This is a genomic window from Novosphingobium sp. fls2-241-R2A-195, assembly GCF_030209485.1.
Classification (GTDB): Bacteria; Pseudomonadota; Alphaproteobacteria; order Sphingomonadales; family Sphingomonadaceae; genus Novosphingobium; species Novosphingobium resinovorum.
In genome coordinates this window covers 147,434-165,448 of the sequence record NZ_JARVRY010000027.1, presented here as the reverse complement: position 1 = coordinate 165,448, position 18,015 = coordinate 147,434, and the positions used below count along the sequence as shown (strand labels likewise).

General features: G+C 66.2%; 19 protein-coding genes. 10 read left to right on the top strand and 9 right to left on the bottom strand.

Features of this window, described 5'->3' with window-relative positions; genetic code table 11:
• Nucleotide 1 precedes the first annotated feature (1 nt).
• Entirely contained in the window at nt 2–868 is an 867-nt protein-coding gene (locus QRN25_RS20615; protein ID WP_285021140.1) for an alpha/beta fold hydrolase, read from the bottom strand.
• A gap of 147 nt (nt 869–1,015) precedes the next feature.
• Entirely contained in the window at nt 1,016–3,358 is a 2,343-nt protein-coding gene (locus QRN25_RS20610; protein WP_285021139.1) for a TonB-dependent receptor, read from the bottom strand.
• Nucleotides 3,359–3,469: 111 nt separating this feature from the next.
• Between QRN25_RS20610 and QRN25_RS20605 the strand changes: the two genes are divergently transcribed.
• Both QRN25_RS20605 and QRN25_RS20600 read left to right on the top strand, forming a co-directional pair.
• On the top strand, nt 3,470–4,087 hold the full coding sequence (locus tag QRN25_RS20605; protein ID WP_285021138.1) for a TetR/AcrR family transcriptional regulator: 618 nt from the start codon (nt 3,470–3,472) through the stop codon (nt 4,085–4,087).
• Between the two features lie 219 nt (nt 4,088–4,306).
• Nucleotides 4,307–4,945 (top strand): L,D-transpeptidase family protein, encoded by a 639-nt coding sequence (locus QRN25_RS20600; protein WP_285021137.1) that lies wholly within the window; start codon nt 4,307–4,309, stop codon nt 4,943–4,945.
• On the opposite strand, the gene tilS is transcribed toward QRN25_RS20600, so the two are convergent.
• The 5 genes from tilS to QRN25_RS20575 form a co-directional block, all read right to left on the bottom strand.
• Complete coding sequence (gene tilS, locus QRN25_RS20595; RefSeq protein ID WP_285021136.1) at nt 4,942–5,916, bottom strand: tRNA lysidine(34) synthetase TilS; 975 nt, start codon at nt 5,914–5,916, stop codon at nt 4,942–4,944. The two genes, QRN25_RS20600 and tilS, sit on opposite strands and share 4 nt — an antisense overlap.
• Nucleotides 5,897–6,889 carry a tol-pal system YbgF family protein gene (locus tag QRN25_RS20590; RefSeq protein WP_285021135.1) on the bottom strand — a complete coding sequence of 331 codons (993 nt, stop codon included), beginning with the start codon at nt 6,887–6,889 and terminating at the stop codon, nt 5,897–5,899. Before QRN25_RS20590 ends, tilS begins: the two co-directional genes overlap by 20 nt.
• A gap of 191 nt (nt 6,890–7,080) precedes the next feature.
• Nucleotides 7,081–8,058, bottom strand: a complete 978-nt coding sequence (locus tag QRN25_RS20585; RefSeq protein ID WP_285021134.1) for a helix-turn-helix domain-containing protein — start codon at nt 8,056–8,058, stop codon at nt 7,081–7,083.
• A gap of 152 nt (nt 8,059–8,210) precedes the next feature.
• The gene (ptsP, locus tag QRN25_RS20580) at nt 8,211–10,487 is read right to left on the bottom strand and encodes a phosphoenolpyruvate--protein phosphotransferase (RefSeq protein WP_271182016.1); all 2,277 of its coding nucleotides are present in this window, start codon (nt 10,485–10,487) and stop codon (nt 8,211–8,213) included.
• A gap of 143 nt (nt 10,488–10,630) precedes the next feature.
• Nucleotides 10,631–10,786 carry a YdcH family protein gene (locus QRN25_RS20575; RefSeq protein ID WP_008833012.1) on the bottom strand — a complete coding sequence of 52 codons (156 nt, stop codon included), beginning with the start codon at nt 10,784–10,786 and terminating at the stop codon, nt 10,631–10,633.
• Between the two features lie 251 nt (nt 10,787–11,037).
• Between QRN25_RS20575 and QRN25_RS20570 the strand changes: the two genes are divergently transcribed.
• From QRN25_RS20570 to QRN25_RS20535, 8 genes are all read left to right on the top strand, one after another.
• Nucleotides 11,038–11,238, top strand: coding sequence for a YdcH family protein (locus QRN25_RS20570; protein WP_008833013.1), 201 nt, complete (start codon nt 11,038–11,040; stop codon nt 11,236–11,238).
• Between the two features lie 268 nt (nt 11,239–11,506).
• Entirely contained in the window at nt 11,507–11,962 is a 456-nt protein-coding gene (locus QRN25_RS20565) for a DUF1465 family protein (protein ID WP_285021132.1), read from the top strand.
• A gap of 68 nt (nt 11,963–12,030) precedes the next feature.
• On the top strand, nt 12,031–12,915 hold the full coding sequence (locus tag QRN25_RS20560) for an MBL fold metallo-hydrolase (RefSeq protein WP_285021131.1): 885 nt from the start codon (nt 12,031–12,033) through the stop codon (nt 12,913–12,915).
• A 77-nt stretch (nt 12,916–12,992) separates the two neighbouring features.
• Nucleotides 12,993–13,703 (top strand): hypothetical protein, encoded by a 711-nt coding sequence (locus tag QRN25_RS20555; RefSeq protein ID WP_285021129.1) that lies wholly within the window; start codon nt 12,993–12,995, stop codon nt 13,701–13,703.
• A gap of 235 nt (nt 13,704–13,938) precedes the next feature.
• The gene (nadA, locus tag QRN25_RS20550; RefSeq protein WP_285021127.1) at nt 13,939–14,925 is read left to right on the top strand and encodes a quinolinate synthase NadA; all 987 of its coding nucleotides are present in this window, start codon (nt 13,939–13,941) and stop codon (nt 14,923–14,925) included.
• 240 nt (nt 14,926–15,165) lie between these two features.
• A complete protein-coding gene (locus QRN25_RS20545; RefSeq protein WP_008833587.1) occupies nt 15,166–15,504 on the top strand; it encodes a hypothetical protein in 339 nt (112 codons plus the stop codon).
• Between the two features lie 93 nt (nt 15,505–15,597).
• Nucleotides 15,598–17,277, top strand: coding sequence for a YbaL family putative K(+) efflux transporter (gene ybaL, locus QRN25_RS20540; RefSeq protein ID WP_008833586.1), 1,680 nt, complete (start codon nt 15,598–15,600; stop codon nt 17,275–17,277).
• Complete coding sequence (locus QRN25_RS20535; RefSeq protein ID WP_155986379.1) at nt 17,274–17,417, top strand: hypothetical protein; 144 nt, start codon at nt 17,274–17,276, stop codon at nt 17,415–17,417. The genes ybaL and QRN25_RS20535 overlap by 4 nt, the downstream gene beginning before the upstream one ends.
• A gap of 52 nt (nt 17,418–17,469) precedes the next feature.
• On the opposite strand, the gene QRN25_RS20530 is transcribed toward QRN25_RS20535, so the two are convergent.
• The gene (locus QRN25_RS20530; protein ID WP_285021125.1) at nt 17,470–17,772 is read right to left on the bottom strand and encodes a helix-turn-helix domain-containing protein; all 303 of its coding nucleotides are present in this window, start codon (nt 17,770–17,772) and stop codon (nt 17,470–17,472) included.
• On the bottom strand, nt 17,738–18,013 hold the full coding sequence (locus tag QRN25_RS20525; RefSeq protein ID WP_008833584.1) for a BrnT family toxin: 276 nt from the start codon (nt 18,011–18,013) through the stop codon (nt 17,738–17,740). The genes QRN25_RS20530 and QRN25_RS20525 overlap by 35 nt, the downstream gene beginning before the upstream one ends.
• Between the last annotated feature and the right edge of the window lie 2 nt (nt 18,014–18,015).

Sequence of the window (18,015 nt, the reverse complement as noted above, 5' to 3'; positions counted from 1 at the left end):
GTCAGGTCACGTGCTCCTTGAGGAAAGCCTCTATCGCGGCGAGCGCCAACGGTTCGTCGAGGATCGGGGCATGGCCGACGCGCGGCACCTCGACTGCGGCATAGAACCCCGAATGGCGATGCGCCATCTCTTCCACGGTCGCCGCGCTCAGCAGGTCCGACAAAGCGCCGCGCACGACCAGTACCGGCACCGCGTCCAGCAGGTCCCACAAGGGCCACAGGTCCGGCGGCACGGTCGAGGGGGCGTCACCCGCGATGCTTTCCGAGATCGCCGGGTCGTAGGCGAAGGATACGGTGCCGTCCGCATTCTCCCGCGCGACGCGGCGGGCGAAAGCATCCCACTGCCCGCCGCCATAGTCGGGGAAGGCGGAGGCGTTGATCGCGCGCGTTCGGGCAGCGGCTTCTGCCCAGTCGGCCATCTTGCCTCCGGGTCCGACGTAGCCCTGTATCCGCGCGAGGCCCGCCGGGTCGAGCACCGGGCCGATGTCGTTGAATATCACCGCCTGCGCGAGGTCAGGCCGCAGCGCCTGCATCACCATCGCCATGAGGCCGCCCATGGAAGTGCCGACCAGCCCGGCGCGGCTGACGCCAAGGTCATCCATCAGCGCCAGCATGTCCTGCGCGTAGACGTCCGGCCGGTACTGTGCAGGGTCCGGATCCCACTGCGAGGCCCCTCGCCCGCGCTGGTCGGGCACGATCATGCGGAAGCGCCCGGCGAGCTTGTCCAGCAGCGGCTCAAAGTCCGCGCTGTTGCGGGTGAGGCCGTGCATCATCAGCAGCACAGGCGCGCCCTCATGTGCCGGGTAGTCCCGGGCGACGAGGTCGAGCCGGCCGTCGGCGCTGCGATAATGATGGACGCGGTAGTCCATGAAATGTCCTTTCAATGGGCGGCTGCCCGACCTCTCCTATCCCGTCATCCCCGCGAAGGCGGGGACCCATCTGACGGGAGTGCAACAGACACCGTCAGGAGTTGGGTTCCCGCCTTCGCGGGAATGACGGGAAAAGGGATGCTCCCCTCAGAACTCCAGCGTCGCGGTCGCGAAAACCTGGCGCGGGTTGCCGTAATAGGCGGTCAGCGTGCCCTCGGTGCCGAGCGAGGGAATGAACCGGCCGTTGGGTGCCGTCAGGAGCGCCCCGGTCACCGGGTTGGTTGCCAGGAACGTGTAGCCCGAGGTCTTGTAGCGCTTGTCGAACAGGTTCTTGCCGTGGACGCCCAGGCTCCAGCGGCCGCCCGGCGCCGTGTAGACGAGGCTCGCATCGACCAGCCCGAAGCCCTTCTGGTCGAGATAAGGATTGGGAATCTCGAACTGGTAGACCTTGCTGCGATACGAGTAGGTCGTGCTGAGATCGAGATCGCCCCCGCCCACCGGGGTCGAGTAGGCGAGCGTGCCGCTGGCGGTCCACTTCGGTGTGTTCTGCACCTTGCGGTACTGCGCCACGTCGGTCGGAGTGGAGGCGATGTTGGCGATATATTCCTTGTACTGCGCATCGATGTAGCCAAGCGCCCCCGACAGGCTCAGCCGGTCGCCAGAGGCCATCAGGTCGCGCCCCAGCCGCGCATTGGCTTCCAGTTCGAAGCCCTTGAAGCGCGCCTTGCCGGCGTTGGTGATGACCCCGCAGAAGGTCGGCAGACCGCCCACGGTGCAGCCCGCCGAACCGGGAATCTGCACGTCCTTGTAATCCATGTAGAACCCGGCCGCCGCGATGTAGAGCCCGCCGCCGAAGAAGTTGCCCTTGTAGCCGACCTCGTAGCTGTCCACCGTCTCCGGCTGGAAGCTCAGGTAATCGGCGATCTCGGCATCGGTGGGTGCGCCCGGCGTAGCCGCAGGCGCGTTGACGCCGACGCCGCGCGGGTCGAAGCCGCCGCCCTTGAAGCCCTGGCTGTAGCTCGCGTAGATGTTGTGGTCCGGCGTCGGCTTGAAGCTGAGCGAGGCGCGGGGCGTGAACTTGTCGAACTTCGCCTTGCCGGAGAAGTTGGTGCTCGGCGCGCCAAGCGGCACTCCCGCCCCGCCGAATACCGGCGAGCCGCCGCCGAGGTAGTTCTGCCGCAGGATCTGCGCCTTGCGCTCGTCCCAGGTGTAGCGCCCGCCGACCGCGAGGCTCAACTGCTCGGTGAAATCGAACGTGAAATCACCGAAGATCGCGAAAGTATTGGTATCGACATTGGCGCGGGTGAACGCGGTCAACCCGTTGAGCGCGGTGAACAGGCGCACGTCGAAGTCGGTGTCGGCCTTGGCGGTCAGGTAATAGGCGCCCAGCAGGCCCTGCACCATGCCGCCGTCGTCCCACAGGAGCTGGACTTCCTGACTCATCTGCTCGTTGCGGTAGTAGGCGGGCACATCCACGTCGACGGCGGGCAGCGCGTCGAAGTCGATCGGCGAGGCGGAGTTGTCCTTGCGCCACGAACTGATCGAGCGGAACGTCAGCGCGTCAGTCAGTTCGGCGGTGGCGTTGATCGCCAGCCCATAGGCTTCGACCATCTGGCGCGGATCGTTGAGGCCGCCGCGCGTGTCGTAGACGTCGTCCAGCACCGGCGCGCCTGAGACGTAGCCCGGAATCAGGCGATGGCCACCGCGCGCATTGGACTTGTCCTTGGTATAGTCGCCCGAGATGCGGATCAGCACCGGCTCGCCATAACCGCCGATGTCGACGCTGGCGCGGCCTGCCCAGATGTCCTTGTTGTAGTTGTCCTGCCCCGTCGTCAGGTTCTTGCCGAAGCCGCCGCGCGACAGCCGCGCCACCGATCCGCCGACGCGGATGAGGTCGCTGACTGGCGCCGAAGCCGTGGCGATCAGGTCGGCCTGGTCATAGCTGCCGTAAGTCCCCTTCAGCTTGAAGGAGAAGTCCTGCGGCAACTGCTTCGTCACATACTTCACCGCGCCGCCGATGGTGTTGCGGCCGTAGAGCGTGCCCTGCGGACCGCGCAGCACCTCGATCCGCTCGACGTCGTAGATGTCGAGGACGGCCGCCTGCGGGCGGTTGAGGTAGACGTCGTCGAGATAGATGCCCACGCCCTGCTCGAAGCCCGAGACTGGGTCCTGCTGGCCGACGCCGCGGATGAAGGCCGACAGCGTCGAGTTGGTCCCTCGCGAGGGCTCCAGCGTGACGTTGGGCGAGACGTTGGCGATCTCGGTGATGTCCACCGCGCCGGACTTGGCAAGCTGGTCGCCGCTGAAGCTGGAGACGGCGATCGGCACATCCACCAGCCGCTCCTCGCGGCGCCGCGCGGTGACGATGATGTCGCCGCCTTCGGCAGCGGTCGCAGCCGGAGCGCTGTCCTGCGCGCTTGCAGGTGTCACGAAGCCGCCCGACAGAGCCAGCACACTCGAGGAAATGGCGAGGAATCGCACCCTACGCATCACAGTCACTCCCATTCACGCTTCTTGTTGGCGATCTGCATATTGATAGTTGAATCGATTTTCAACTTTGAAAGTTTGCCATGGGCCACGGTCCGTTCTAACTGTGTCATCGTGAGCACAGAGCAGCCCTCCGCCGAAGGTTCGGCCAGCAAGATCCCGCGCACCGAGCGCGGGCGGCGCACCTTGCGCAAGCTGCTGGACGCGGCCGCGCTCGAATTCGGCGAGCATGGCTTTCACGAAGCCTCGATCACCGGCATCACCCGCCGGGCGGGAACGGCGCTGGGCAGTTTCTACACGTACTTCAATTCCAAGGACGAAATCTTCCGCGCGCTGGTGGACGACCTTTCTGGCAAGGTGCGCGAAGCGGCGCGCAACGCCCGGCAGCAGGACCTGCCCGCGCTGGAGACCGAGCGCGCCTCGCTGATCGGCTTCCTGCGCTTCGCGGCCGAGCACAAGGAAATCTACCGAATCATCGACGAGTGCGAATTCGTCGATCCGGCCAGCTTCCGCCAGCACTACGAATCCACCGCCACCCGTATCCGCGAACGCCTCTCCGAAGGCATCCGCAAGGGCGAACTGCGCGAAGGGCTGGGCGAGGCGCATGCCTGGGCGATCATGGGAATGAACGTGTTCCTCGGGCTGCGCTACGCGGTGTGGGGCGATGCGGAGGCGGCGGAGATCGCGGAACTGGCGAACTCGATCCTGCGCGAGGGGATCGTGAAGCGTTAGCTTACGGCGCGCCCACCCCGTCCGGCTAGTTCGCTACGCTCTCAAGCCTCCCGGCCCTCCCGCAAGCGGGAGGGCTGAACGTCTTTCCCCCCCTCCCGCTTGCGGGAGGGGCCGGGGGTGGGCCTTCTTGCACTTATACTGGCGCCTAACCGCCATTTACGCGATGCTAAGGCAGCCCTGCCAGAAGCGGATTCGCCAAAAGAATCGGAACAGTACCAAGTGGACGCGCGCATCTTCCTCGCCTCGGGTTTCGTCGCCCTTGCCGCCATCGCCGGCGTGCTGATCGTCGCGTCCGAGCCCGACAAGCCCGCCCCCGCCTCGCTGGCCGAAGCAAAGCTGGCGCAGCCCGCGCCAAAGCCTGCAGCAAAACCGCCGGTCCCCGCGAAGGACGAGCCCTTCGTCATCAAGCGCATCCTGCCGATCAAGGGCGCGATCAAATATGGCGAATGGCACTGGAACGAGCATGACGTGCCCCCCGGCCCGATCGTCGTCACCGTGGACCTCGAGGCCCGCGTGATCTCGGTCTTCCGCGGCGGCTATGAGATCGGCGCGGCGGCGGTACTGCTGGGCACGGCGGACAAGCCGACCCCGCTGGGGATTTTCCCGATCACCCAGAAGGACAAGGACCACGTCTCCAACATCTACACCGGCGCGCCGATGCCCTACATGCAGCGCCTGACCAACGACGGCATCACCCTGCACGGCTCCGACGTGGCGCTGGGCTATGCCAGTCACGGCTGCGTGGGCATGCCCGACGCCTTCGCCGCTAAGCTGTTCGACACCACGAAGATCGGCGACAAGGTCTATATCACCAAGGGCAAGCAGGTCGGCATGGGTGACAGCCTGATCGGGGGCTAACCCGTCCGCTTCGGCGCGCGCATCGGCGCCCTGGCGAAACTCCACCCGCCGGCGTTGGCCCGCGCCACCAGTTTGCCGATAGAGGCCGGCTGGCCTTGCGAAAGCCCGTCGACCAATCGCGCGATCGCCCCGCCCCGCGCGTCCTCGCCGTCGAGTTCGCGCACGATCCGCGCCACCACGCGCAAAGCCACCGCGCGTGGAGCCTGTGGGCGGTACTTCAGCCCCATCGGCTCTTTCGTCACACAGGATCGCCATTCGAGAGCCGCCATCCAGTCGAGCGCAGCATCGGCTTCGGCGATATGGGCGGCACTCTGAGCGATGGCGGCAACATCGAGCCAGTCGGCCTCTGCCAGCGCCTTGCGGATACGCACCCGATCGAAGCGATCGTTGGCGTTGCTCGGGTCCTGCGCGGCCACGAGCCCCGCCGCTTCCACGACCACACCCAGTTCGGCGCGCCGCCAGTCGAGCACCGGGCGCAACAGCAGCAAGTCCGCGTCAGGCACCCTGCTCCGCCCGCGCGCACCGGCAAGCCCCGCAACCCCGCTGGCCCGGTTAAGCCGCATCAGCAGCGTCTCGGCCTGATCGTCGGCATGATGCGCGGTTGCCAGAGCGGCCAGGCCCCGCTCCGCCGCCCATCCCGCCATGGCTTCATAGCGCGCAAGCCGCGCCTCGGCCTGCACGTTGCCGGGCGCGACGTTCACCGCCAGCGTTGCGTGAGGTATTGCCAGACCAGCACAGATGCGAGCGACTTCCTCCGCCTCGCCGGCACTTTCGGGACGCAGGCCATGGTCAACGGTCGCCGCTTCCACCCGCCCCGGCAGCGCCGCATGGGCAAGCAGCAACAGGCCAAGGCTGTCCGGCCCACCGGACACGGCGACGCCCAGACGTGCCGCCCCGTCCTCGATCCGGTCAGCCCAGATCGCGGACAAGCCGACGCGGAAGCGGTCTATCTCAGTTGCAGGCAAGTCCATTGCGCGTGGTGCTGTAGATGCCCGCCAGTCGTCCAGCCGCCTCGGCGGCATACGTTTCGCTGAATTCGGCCAGCGCGATACAGGCGCGCTTGGTGTCCTTGAGCTGCTTCATCGAGACGGCGAGATACAGCAGGCTGTCCGAGGCGCGATCGCCACGCTTGTCGGTCTGGAAATTCTGCAGGAACCATTTTGCCGCCTCGCCCGGGTTGCCGTCGTCCAGGTAAGCGCGGCCCAGCAGGTTGCGGCCGAAACTGGCGCGCGCATGCTTGGGATACTTCTCGAGGTAGAGCTTCAACTGCTGCTGCGCCTCGGGATAATACTTGGCTTCCCAAAGACGGAAGCCATAGCTGTATTCGTCTTCGCCCGGATCGCCGCTCTGTGGCTTGACGATGGCCTTGACCCCATCGATCCTCGAGTTCGAAGGCGCCGTCGGCTTGGGAGCGGTCGCTACGGGTGCAGTCGTCGGACGCGGCGTGGCTGCCACGGGCGTCGGCAGCGGCGCCGGCCCGGAGATTGAAGGTCCGGAAACAGCAGGCCCGGACGCTACAGGAGCAGTCGCCCCGGGGCCGGGCACGAAATCGGACTGGACCGGAGCCGCCGCCGCCAGCTTGGCTTCGAGCTGGCCGATGCGGTTGGTGTTCTGTTCGACTTGCGCGGTCAGCTGCGCCATCCGCGCCTCGACGGCGTCCATCCGCGTGAGAACGTCGGAAAGCGGCGTGGTCGAGGGCGCGCCGGGCGTCGGGGTCGGCGTGGGAGCGGCGTTGATCTGGGGCTCGAAGAACTTGCCGTCGGCTCCGGGGAAGACCTTGCGCTGCAGGGCGCGCACTTCGGCCTCTACCTTGTTGAGCCGCAAGTTGGTGTTGGCGTCCTGCGCAAGGGCCGGAGCCGCGCCGAACAGGACCGATGCCAGCGCCGCCGTGGCCAGCCATTGCGCGCGGGCGGTGCCGCCGATTGCGCCAAGGGTACGTTTCATCGCCAAATCATCTCCATGCCGGGACCATCATTACCCGAACCATGGCCGCGCCATGGCAGCGGTGGGTGAAACCGGGGATTAACCAATGGACCGATTACGGGTGTTGCCCGAGCCGCTCCCGCCTGTCGAGGCGCGGGCGGTCGGAAAGTCGTGGAAAGCGGCCTCTCCAGGCGCTTACTACCTTAGACGTTTTACTGCGCAGTCGGAGGTAGCAGCGATTCCGGTGTCGGCACTTCGGCGGGTTCGCGCTGGGCGGCATTAGCCGCAGGACGCGCAACCGGGCGGCGGGTGGGCACTAGTGCAGGCGCGCGCGTCGCGACCGGAGCCGGGGAAGTCGCCGCAGCAGGGCCAGCAGCGGGCGAGACGCCCGCGCCCGGAACCGCCGAACCGGCGCCCCGAGCGAGAAGGTCGGCAGGCGCCAGCGAGACGCCGGAAACGAGGCGCGGCTCGGCCGAAAGCGGCGGGATCGCCTTTCCGCCAACGGTGATCTGCAAGGCATCGGGGCGCCCGGTGCGCAACTGCAGCCCGGTAACGCCAGCCGGCACAGCCCAATTCTCACCCTTCGCGAGTTCCTTCTGCAACACCTGGTCGCCCTTGGCATCCGTCACCTTGACCCAGACCCTGTCTCCTGTCGCGGTCAGCACAACCGGACCGGCGGCGGGAACCGGGGGCGGCACAGCGGGTGGCGCGGCCTTGGGCGCAGCCGGGACCGCGGCCTGCTCCGCGACCAGGTCGGGAAGCTGGCCTTCCGGGGAGAGGAAATTGCTCCAGAACAGCAGGAGTGCGCCGATCACGACAACGATACCTATCGCCGCCGCCCATGCGAGGCCCCGCGTCGGAACACGCGCAGGGTCGCCCGGCTCGAAACTCGGTGCATATTCGACGCGCTCACCTGCATCGTGATCGAGCTGTTCGCGCACTTTGGCAGCGATCATCCGCTCGTCGAGTCCGATGGCGCGTGCGTAAGTACGTGCGAAACCCACCGCATAAGTACGTGCGGCCAGATCGCCGAGACGGTCCTCCTCCAGCGCGATCAGGTGGCGTTCGGCGATCTTGGTCTGCGACGCGATGTCCGCGCGGCTCTTGCCCAGCGCTTCACGGCCCGCACGAAGCTGACTTCCGACGCTCTGCGGTCCACGCGCAAGACCCTGGGTTTCGACGTTTTCCAATTCCGCTCCGTTCGGCGTGGTAAATGCGACCTGATCGGCGCCTAACCAAACCGTCTGACCGGATAATGTCAATCAGGCCCTACCTGTTCCGGTCAAAATTATAGGGCAAAATCATCATCCCGCCCCGGCCGAGGCCAAAGCAGGGCTTCAGATCAGTCGATCGCAATGTCCCGCTCCGCCGCCCACGCGGTCATCACAGCGCGTAAATCGGCCGGAGGTGCCGCAAGCCAGCCCTCCATGGCCGCCGTGATAGCGGGCAGATCGACCTTGCCGACAAGCTCCTTGATCGGGCCAACCGCCGCCGGGGTGATCGACAGGCGCCGGACGCCGAGGCCCAGCAGAGCCAGCGCCTCAAGCCGCCGCCCGCCCATTTCGCCGCAGACGCTGATATCGACCGACGTGCCCTCCAGCGTGCGCACGACACGGCGCAGGAAGCGCAGGATCGCCGGGCTCAGCCAGTCGTAGCGCTCGGCCAGCTTGGGGTTCGAGCGGTCGGCCGCGAAGAGGAACTGCGTGAGGTCGTTCGTGCCGATCGACAGGAACGCGATCTTCGGCGCCAGCAGGTCCAGCTGTTCGGCCAGCGAGGGCACTTCCAGCATCACGCCGTAGCGGATGGCCTCGGGCAGCACCTTCTTCTGGCGGCGCAGATAGGCGAGTTGACCGTCGAACACGGCCTTGGCGGCGTCGAATTCCCAGGGTTCTGCGACCATCGGGAACATGACGTTGAGCGGCCGCCCCGCCGCCGCTTCCAGCAGCGCGCGGGCCTGCGCCTTGAGCAGCGCGTCGCGCTCCAGCGCCACGCGCAGCGCGCGCCAGCCCATCGCGGGGTTCTCCTCGCCCTCGCCGTCGTCGTGGCGCAAGTAGGGGAGCGTCTTGTCGCCGCCGATGTCGACCGTGCGGAACACGACCGGGCGATCGCCGGCGGCATCCATGACGTCGCGGTAGAGGCGCGTCTGCTTCTCGCGCTGGGGGAGCGTGGCGGAGACAAGGAACTGGAACTCGGTGCGGAACAGGCCGATGCCGTCCGCGCCGGTCAGATTGAGGTTGGCGACGTCGTCACGCAGCCCCGCGTTGATCATCACCTTGATGCGGGTGCCGTCGAGCGTGGTCGCAGCCACGTCGCGCATGCCCGCATAGACGGCCTGACGTTCGCGGTTCTTCGCAAAACGCGCCTCGAACGCCTCGACCACGCCGGGCGACGGGCGCACCATCGTCGTGCCCTGATCGGCGTCGAGCAGCAGCGGATCGCCTTCGCGCACGATGCCGCGCAGGCCCCGCACGCGGCCGAGCACCGGGATGCCCATCGCCCGCGCGACGATGACGACGTGGCTGGTGAGCGAGCCTTCCTCGAGGATCACGCCCTTGAGCCGCCGCTTGTCGTATTCCAGCAGTTCCGCCGGACCAAGGTTGCGCGCGATCAGGATCGCATCGTTTCGCAGCCCCATCGAAGCCGCCGTACCGATCTGGCCCGAGACGATCCGCAGCAGGCGGTTCGCCAGGTCCTCGAGGTCGTGCATGCGGTCCGCCAGGAGCGGGTCGTCGATCTGGCGCATGCGCATGCGGGTGCGCTGCTGCACGCGCTCGATCGCCGCTTCCGCCGTCAGGCCACTGTCGATCGCCTCGTTGATGCGGCGCGTCCAGCCTTCGTCGTAGGCGAACATGCGGTAGGTCTCGAGCACCTCGTCATGCTCGCCGCCCATGCCGAACTCGGCCTGATTGGCCATCCGGTCGATCTGTTCGCGCATGCGGTCGAAGGCGAGGATGACGCGCTGGCGCTCGGCCTCGGTATCCTCGGCAACGATGTGCTCGATGGTGACACGCGGCTGGTGGTAGACGGCGACGCCCGATGCGAGGCCCTTCACCAGCGTCAGGCCGCGCATCTGCTCCGGCCCGGTCTGGGCGGCAGTGAGCGCGCGCGCATCTTCCTCGTCGATGAGGTCGGCATTGACGATGAGTTCGGACAGAACCATCGCCACCGTCTGCAGCGCCTCGATCTCGACCTCTTCGTAGCGGCGCGGCTCGACGTGCTGGACGCAGAGCGCGCCGACCGCGCGTTCGCGGCGGACGATGGGGACGCCGGCGAAGGAGTGGAACTTGTCCTCGCCCGTTTCCGGGCGATACATGAAGTCGGGATGCGCGGCGGCTTCGGCGAGGTTCAGCGTCTCGATCCGGTCGGCGATGGAGCCCACCAGACCTTCGCCCACCGCCATGCGGGTGACGTGGACCGCCTCCTGCGCAAGACCGCGCGTGGCGAAGAGTTCGAGCATTCCCTCACGCAGCAGATAGATCGAGCAGACCTCGCTATCGAGGCACTCGCCTATCACTTCCACCACGTTGTTGAGCTTGGTCTGCGCATTGCTGCGCGAGGCCATCACCTCGTGAAGGCTCGTGAGAATGGTTCGGGCTGCTTCGACGGCTCCGCTGGTCATTCTTCTGGCGTAACGCAAAGTCATGGCTTTGGGAACGCAGCGGATGCCGTCGATTCAGCTTATGCGGGTGATATCGGGAATTACCCGGTTGTCCGGTGGAATTCTCCGCGCTCAGGACCCTCTACAAGACTGAAGATCGGCGATCAGAACCGCCCGATCTCCTCCTTGATGCGAAGCTTGCGCTTCTTGAGAGACTGGACGACCGCGGCATCAGGGATCGGGCGGCTCAATTCCTCGTGGATCTGCCGTTCGATACCGGCATGCTTGAGCTGCAGAGCGCTGACGTGCGAATTATCCATTGGACGTTCCTCCTTATAGGGGCCGGACCCTTGCCTTAAGGCAAACTGCGAACGGTGCTCTCGTAAGAGCCATGACGAGCGACCTGATCGGGCGACTCGACACTGGTGGGCCGGCGCAAAAACCAAGGAACCACAATCGGAGGACCTTGCGAAGACCCCACTTGCTTCATATCGGTGAGTTGCGTGAATCATGCGTTCGGCAGGATTCGGTCCCGCCCGTGCACAGGCTTGAAACTTTAAGGAATTCCGGCGTGACCGAAGAGGAAATGCGCAAGCGCCTCGAAATCCTGAAAGTCGAACATCGCGACCTCGACGCGGCGATCGATGCTTTGATGAACGCGGGTGGCGGCGGCGACATGCTGCAGATCGCGCGACTCAAGAAGCGCAAGCTGCGCCTCAAGGACCAGATCGCGCAGATCGAGGACTACCTGATCCCCGACATCATCGCATGATGGCTCAATCCTCCCTGTTCCTTAGGAATGGGGAGGTGGCAGTCGCGCAGCGACTGACGGAGGGGTTTTCTTCCCCTCCACCACCGCTTCGCGGCGGTCCCCCTCCCCATCGCTGCGCGACAGGGAGGATTCACGCCGTTTCCAAACGATCAGGATTAACTTTCGTTCACCCTGCCGCCGTGCCGTTCAGGGACAGCGCGATATTTGCGCGGGATTATCGATTCGCCCCCGCTTGCCGCCGATTCGCCGGTAGGAAATACGAAGGGCCATGTCGAAACCGGCTACCATCAATCCGCGCATCGTCGAGGCGCTCTACTGCGAGGCGCTCGTCCTGTCCGACGAGGTGCGCGCGGCGTTCACGTTGTCCGGGCGGATCGACGGAGATCCCGGCCGTGTCGCCCTCTCCAGCGAAGGGCTGCGCACCACCACGCGGATGATGCATGCGATCGCCTGGGTGCTCAATCACCGCGCCTATTTCATCGGCGAGATCAGTGACTTGCAGCTACGTCGCCAAGGCCGCCTGTCGCCGGCGATGCGCCAGTCGGACCCCGCGCATGCGCTGTTGCTGGAGCCCGCAACCGCCCGGCTGGTCGAGGCGACGCGGGTGTTCTACGACCGCCTCCTTCGCCTCGACCAGTTCTGGCGGCTGACCACACCTGCGGCTTTCGGCGCGATTGAGCAGCTTCGAGAACGGATCGAGGGCGAGGTCGCGACCGGCACCTGACGGCACTCAACGGTGCCATAACCGCCCTCAAGGTCGACACGGCGCTTCATCCACCCCATATCGCGCCCATGAACGCTGCTGCAGAGATCGACCGGCCCTACACGGTGGCCGAAACCATCGGCCCGCTGGTCCGCCGGGTGCTGGCGCGCAACCCGTCGCCCTTCACTTTCACCGGCACCCAGACGTATCTGGTAGGCACCGATGGCGAAGTGGCCGTCATCGATCCCGGCCCGGACGAGGCCGAGCATCTGGGCGCGCTGATGGCGGCGATCGGCGGGGACAAGGTGGTGGCGATCTGCTGCACTCATACCCACCGCGACCACTCGCCCGCCGCTGCCCCCCTCGCCGCGCTGACCGGCGCGCCGATCGTCGGCTGCGCGCCGCTGGTGCTGAGCGACGACGGCCCGCGCGCGGATGCCTCGTTCGATGCGAACTACGCGCCCGACCGCGTGCTCGCCGACGGCGAGGTGGTTACGGGCAAAGGCTGGACCCTGCGCGCGGTCACGACGCCGGGGCACACTTCCAACCACTTGTGCTTCGCGCTGGAGGAAACCGGCGCGCTGTTCACCGGCGATCATGTCATGGGCTGGTCCACCAGCGTCGTCTCCCCGCCCGACGGCGACATGACCGCCTACATGGAAAGCCTCGCCCGCCTCTACGAGCGCGAACAGGACGTGGTCTACTACCCCGCCCACGGCCCGGAAGTGACAAAGCCGCGCCAGCTCGTGCGCGGGATGATCGGCCACCGCCGCCAGCGCGAGCGGCAGATCCTGCGCCAGATCGAATCGGGCGTGACCACCATCGCCGCGATGGTTCCGCTGATGTACAAGGGCGTTGACGAAAGGCTCTGGCCCGCCGCCGGGCGTTCGGTCCTGGCCCACCTCCTCGATCTGGAAAAACGCGGCATTACAACGCGCCGCGAAGACGAATGGACGCTGATCGCCGCGAATTAGGCGTTCATCGACAAGTATTGTCGCAATAACACTTCACACGGTATTATCCACCGCCATCGAAAGGTGGAGGGTAATTCATGGCAACCGCAGCCGCAGCGCAGGTTTCGCGCGTCTCGTTCTGGGCGAAGATGACGATCGGGCTCAGCCTGTTCATCGTCTTCGCCTTTGCACAATTCGGTCTGCGCGGCTTCGTGCCCGTTACGCAAGTGCCGGTAATCTTTCATGTCCATGGCGTGGTCATGCTCGGCTGGCTCGCCCTCGTGACGACGCAGGCGCTGCTGGGCAACGGCAGTGGGCTGGAACTGCACCGACGGCTTGGCTGGGCGAGTGCAGTCATGCTGCCCACCATCGCCGTGCTGACCAGCCTGACCTGCTTCGCCGGGCTTCGCACCGGCATGTTCCCTCCGTTCTTCCCGCCGGCCTATTTCCTTGCGCTGATCCATGTCTCGATGCTGATCTTCGTGATGATGGTCGGCGGCGCCGTTGCGCTGCGTGGCCGTGCGGACTGGCACAAGCGGCTGATCCTGGGCTCCACCATCCTCATCATGGACCCTGCGCTCGGCCGGGTCCTGCCGATGCCTTTCATCATGCCCTGGGGCGAGTGGCTGTCGATGGCGATCCAGCTTGGCATGGTCGCGCTGATCGTGCGGCACGACCGGCGCACGATAGGCCGCATACATCCTGCCACCATGACCGTCGCGCTGGCGGTGGTGCTGGCGCATGTCCTTGTCGAACTGCTGGCGATCACGCCGCCGTGGGTCGCGTTCGCGGCGCAATTCGCGGGATAGATGTCCTGCTGTCCTCCCTGTCGCGCAGCGATGGGGAGGGGGACCGCCCGCATAGCGGGTGGTGGAGGGGGAGCCCCCTCCGTCAGCCCTGCAGGCTGCCACCTCCCCATTCCTGCGGAACAGGGAGGAAGACGACGGCCGCGATCTGCGAAAATTCCGCTTGGGTCCTTGGGCCAGCGTCCCTAGATAGACCCCGCCCGCAGCAAGGTTCGGGCGAGGATGTACAGGAACGACCATGACCGTAATGCCCGCCGACCTCTCAGGCATCGACGTGCGCGCCGAGATCGAGCGCCTGCGCAAGGAGCGCAATGCGGTCATCCTCGCCCATTACTACCAGAAGCCCGAGCTTCAGGACCTTGCCGACTTCGTGGGCGACAGCCTTGAACTGAGCCGCAAGGCGGCGGAAACCGATGCTGACGTCATCGCCTTTTGCGGCGTGAAGTTCATGGCCGACACCGCCAAGATCCTCTCCCCGAACAAGATCGTCGTGCTGCCCGATGTCAACGCCGGCTGCAGCCTGGAAGATTCCTGCCCGCCGGAGAAGTTCAAGGCGTTCCGCGAGGCGCACCCCGATCACATCGCGCTAACCTACATCAACTGCTCGACCGAGGTTAAGGCGCTGTCCGACGTCATCGTCACCAGCTCCAGCGCCGAGACGATCCTGCAGCAGATCCCGCTGGACCAGAAGATCATCTTCGGCCCCGACCGTCACCTCGGCGGCTACCTCGCGCGCAAGTTCAACCGCGAGATGCTGCTGTGGCCGGGCGTGTGCATCGTGCACGAGGCGTTCAGCGAGACCGAACTGCTGAAACTGCGCGCCGAGCATCCCAATGCGCCGATCGCCGCGCACCCCGAATGCCCGCCGCACATCGTCGATCATGCGGATTACGTCGGCTCGACCAGCGGCATCCTGCAGTATGCGAAGACCATGCCCGGCGACACGCTGATCGTGGCGACCGAGCCGCACATCATCCACCAGATGCAGCTCTCGATCCCGAACAAGACCTTCATCGGCGCGCCCGGTGCGGACGGCAACTGCAACTGCAACATCTGCCCCTACATGGCGCTCAACAACCTCGAGAAGCTGTACATCGCGCTGCGCGACCTGTCCCCGCGCGTGGAGATCGAGGAACCGCTGCGTCTGGCGGCGAAGAAGAGCCTCGACCGCATGCTGGAGATGGCCAGCGGGACGATCGGCAAGGGCGACCTGGGCGCGCGTTGAGGAAACGTCATCCCGCCTGAAGCGCGATGACCCAACCCTTCGTCATTGCGAGCGCAGCGAAGCAATCCAGAGCGGTCTTACACCGCCCTGGATTGCTTCGCTGCGCTCGCAATGACGATTCAAGGTAAGGCATCACTCTAAAGACAAGCCACCGGTCCCGGATCAGGTCCGGGACGACGACTGGCGAAACCTCTTCGCGCTTCCTATGTTGTATGGGAACGAACCGGGGAGCCCTGAAACTTGCGTGACGTCCTCATCCTGAGGAAACTGAAGGTCTGGTGCCTGCTGCTGCTGGCCGCCGTCTTCGCGCACGCGCTGATCCCGATCGAGGCCCGCGCCTCCGGCTCGGCATTCAGCCCTTCCACGGTCGAGGTATCGACCGGCCACTCCCTGCGTGTGGCTGCCGTGCGCAAGCTCGCCCCCCAGCGTGACCCGCTCGGCAGGGGGATGTTGCTCGCCGCCTCCTCCCAGGACCGGAAAGCACGGGACGCCCGCGCCTGCCCTGCCCCGGCCGCAGCCTCCGGCCCGCCCGGCTGGCGCTGCGCGCTGTCGCAACCCAGAGCCCCGCCCTTCGCCTGACACGCCGCCGGATCGCAATGCCGATCCGACAGTTTCAGCAAGGCCGGAGCGGCGCATTCCAGCGCGTCCCGGCAGCGAAGCACGGGACATCCAATGCCTCATCACACTCCCCTGATCGGCACCATCGTCGCCGGTCTGGTGATCGCCTTCTTCATGGGGGCGCTCGCCCACCGCCTGCGGGTTTCCCCCATCGCAGGCTACCTTCTCGCCGGCGTCATGGTCGGCCCCTTCACGCCTGGCTTCGTCGCCGATGCCGGGCTCGCACAGGAACTCGCCGAGATCGGCGTGATCCTCCTCATGTTCGGCGTCGGCCTGCATTTCTCGCTGCGAGACCTGCTGGCGGTGAAGAACATCGCCATCCCCGGCGCACTGGTGCAGATCGCCGTCGCCACCCTGCTGGGCATCGGCATCGGCTACATGATGGGCTGGGACCTTGCCGCCGGCTTCGTCTTCGGCCTCGCGCTCTCGGTGGCAAGTACCGTGGTCCTGCTGCGCGCGCTGCAGAGCCGCAACCTCGTCGAGACCGAGCGCGGCCGCATCGCCGTCGGCTGGCTGATCGTCGAGGATCTCGTCATGGTCCTCGCGCTGGTGCTGCTGCCTGCGCTGGCCTCGGGCCTCTCGGGAGGCGACGGCGCGGCAAGCCTGCCATGGGTGATCTCGACGACGTTGCTGAAAGTCGCGGGCTTCGTGGCGCTGATGCTGATCGTCGGGCGCCGCGTGCTGCCCTGGGCGCTGCACTGGGTGGTCCACACCGGATCGCGCGAGCTGTTCCGCCTTGCCGTCCTTGCGGTGGCTCTCGGCGTGGCGTTCGGGGCGGCCTATGCCTTCGACGTCAGCTTCGCGCTGGGTGCCTTCTTCGCAGGCATGATCCTGGGCGAAACCCAGCTGTCCCGCCGCGCCGCCGAGGAAACGCTGCCCTTGCGCGACGCTTTCGCGGTGCTGTTCTTCGTCTCGGTGGGCATGCTGTTCGACCCCTCGGTGGTGACCGAGCAGCCGATTCCGCTGCTGGTCACGGTGCTGACGATCGTGGTCGGCAAGTCGCTGGCCGCCTGGCTGATCGTGCGCGCCTTCGGCTACGAGAACGACAAGGCGCTGACGATCTCCGCCAGCCTTGCGCAGATCGGCGAGTTCTCGTTCATCCTCGCCGGGCTGGGCGCCGGGCTGGGGCTCCTGCCCGAGGCGGGACGCGACCTCATCCTGGCGGGCGCGATCATCTCGATCTTCCTCAACCCCTTCATCTTCAACTTCGCGGTCGGCAGTACCGGCTCCGTCAAGAAGCAGATGGAGGAGCAGGCGGAACAGGCGGAGATCGAGCACGAGAAAAAGCGCGAGGAGCACGTCATCCTCGTCGGCTACGGCCGCGTCGGCAAGCTGGTGGCGCACGGCCTGCGCGCCACCCCGACCGCCGTGCTGCTGATCGAAGCGCAGAGCGATCTCGCCCGCGAGGCCCGCGCCGAGGGCTTCGAGGTCGTCACCGGCAACGCGGTGGAGCCCGATGTCCTGAGGGAAGCCGGCATCGAGCGCGCCAACCGCATGCTCATCGCCATCCCCGAAGGCTTCGAGGCGGGCGCGATCTGCGAGGCCGCCCGCAAGCTGCGCCCCGACCTCTCGGTGATCGCCCGCGCCCACTCGGACGCGCAGTTCGCGCATCTCGTGGAGCACGGCTGCGACAAGGTGGTGCTGGGCGAGCGGGAGATCGCACGGCAGATGCTCGAACTGATCGGCGCCAGCGCCAGCCGCATCGCCGCCGTACCGGACGTGAAGTCGGCATGAGGGCGAGGAGAAAACCGCCCGGCTGGTTCAAGTGGGCGGTCTGGGGCGGGATCGTGCTGGCCGTCGCCGTCCCCACCGCCTGCGTGATGAACCACGGGGAGGTGCCGGGCTACGGCGCCTTCCCGTCATTGCCGCACTGAAACGAGACAAGTTTGGGTCGACGTTCTCGCCGTCATCAAAGGCAGTCGTAGTCTAGGCAGGCACTACGGCTGCCTCCGCCATGACCTTGCGTACCATCTCCGGTTCGGCCTCGATGACCGTGAGATAGGCGCGCACGGCGGGTGGCGGCATGTGGCGAGCCAATTCGTACTGGCGCAAATTGGCGAGCGGAATGCCATAGGCGGCCGAGAACTGCGCCTGGTCCAAGCCGAGGCGATGCCGCAGAATGCGAAACCGCCGTCCGATATGGGCGCGTTCCAGCCCGGCCACGCTGACGTCAAAATCCTCGGGATCGTTGGGGTCAGCCGGAATTGCGATCGTAGTCTCTTTGTTCACCAGCATTGCTCCGTCGAACAGATATCAGCCTGACCCGATCGTCTCTCAAGACGTACACGACCGTGAACAACTTACCGTCCACCAATCCCACCGCCTTGTAGCGATCTTCGCCATCGACCAAGCGAAACGAAGGTAAGACCTCATGCCGCGTATCCTCGAAAATCCGCATCCCGAACGCCAGCCGCAAGCCGTGCTTGACCAGATTGGCCTCGTCCTTGGCAGGGTCGAACGCGAACTCCATCG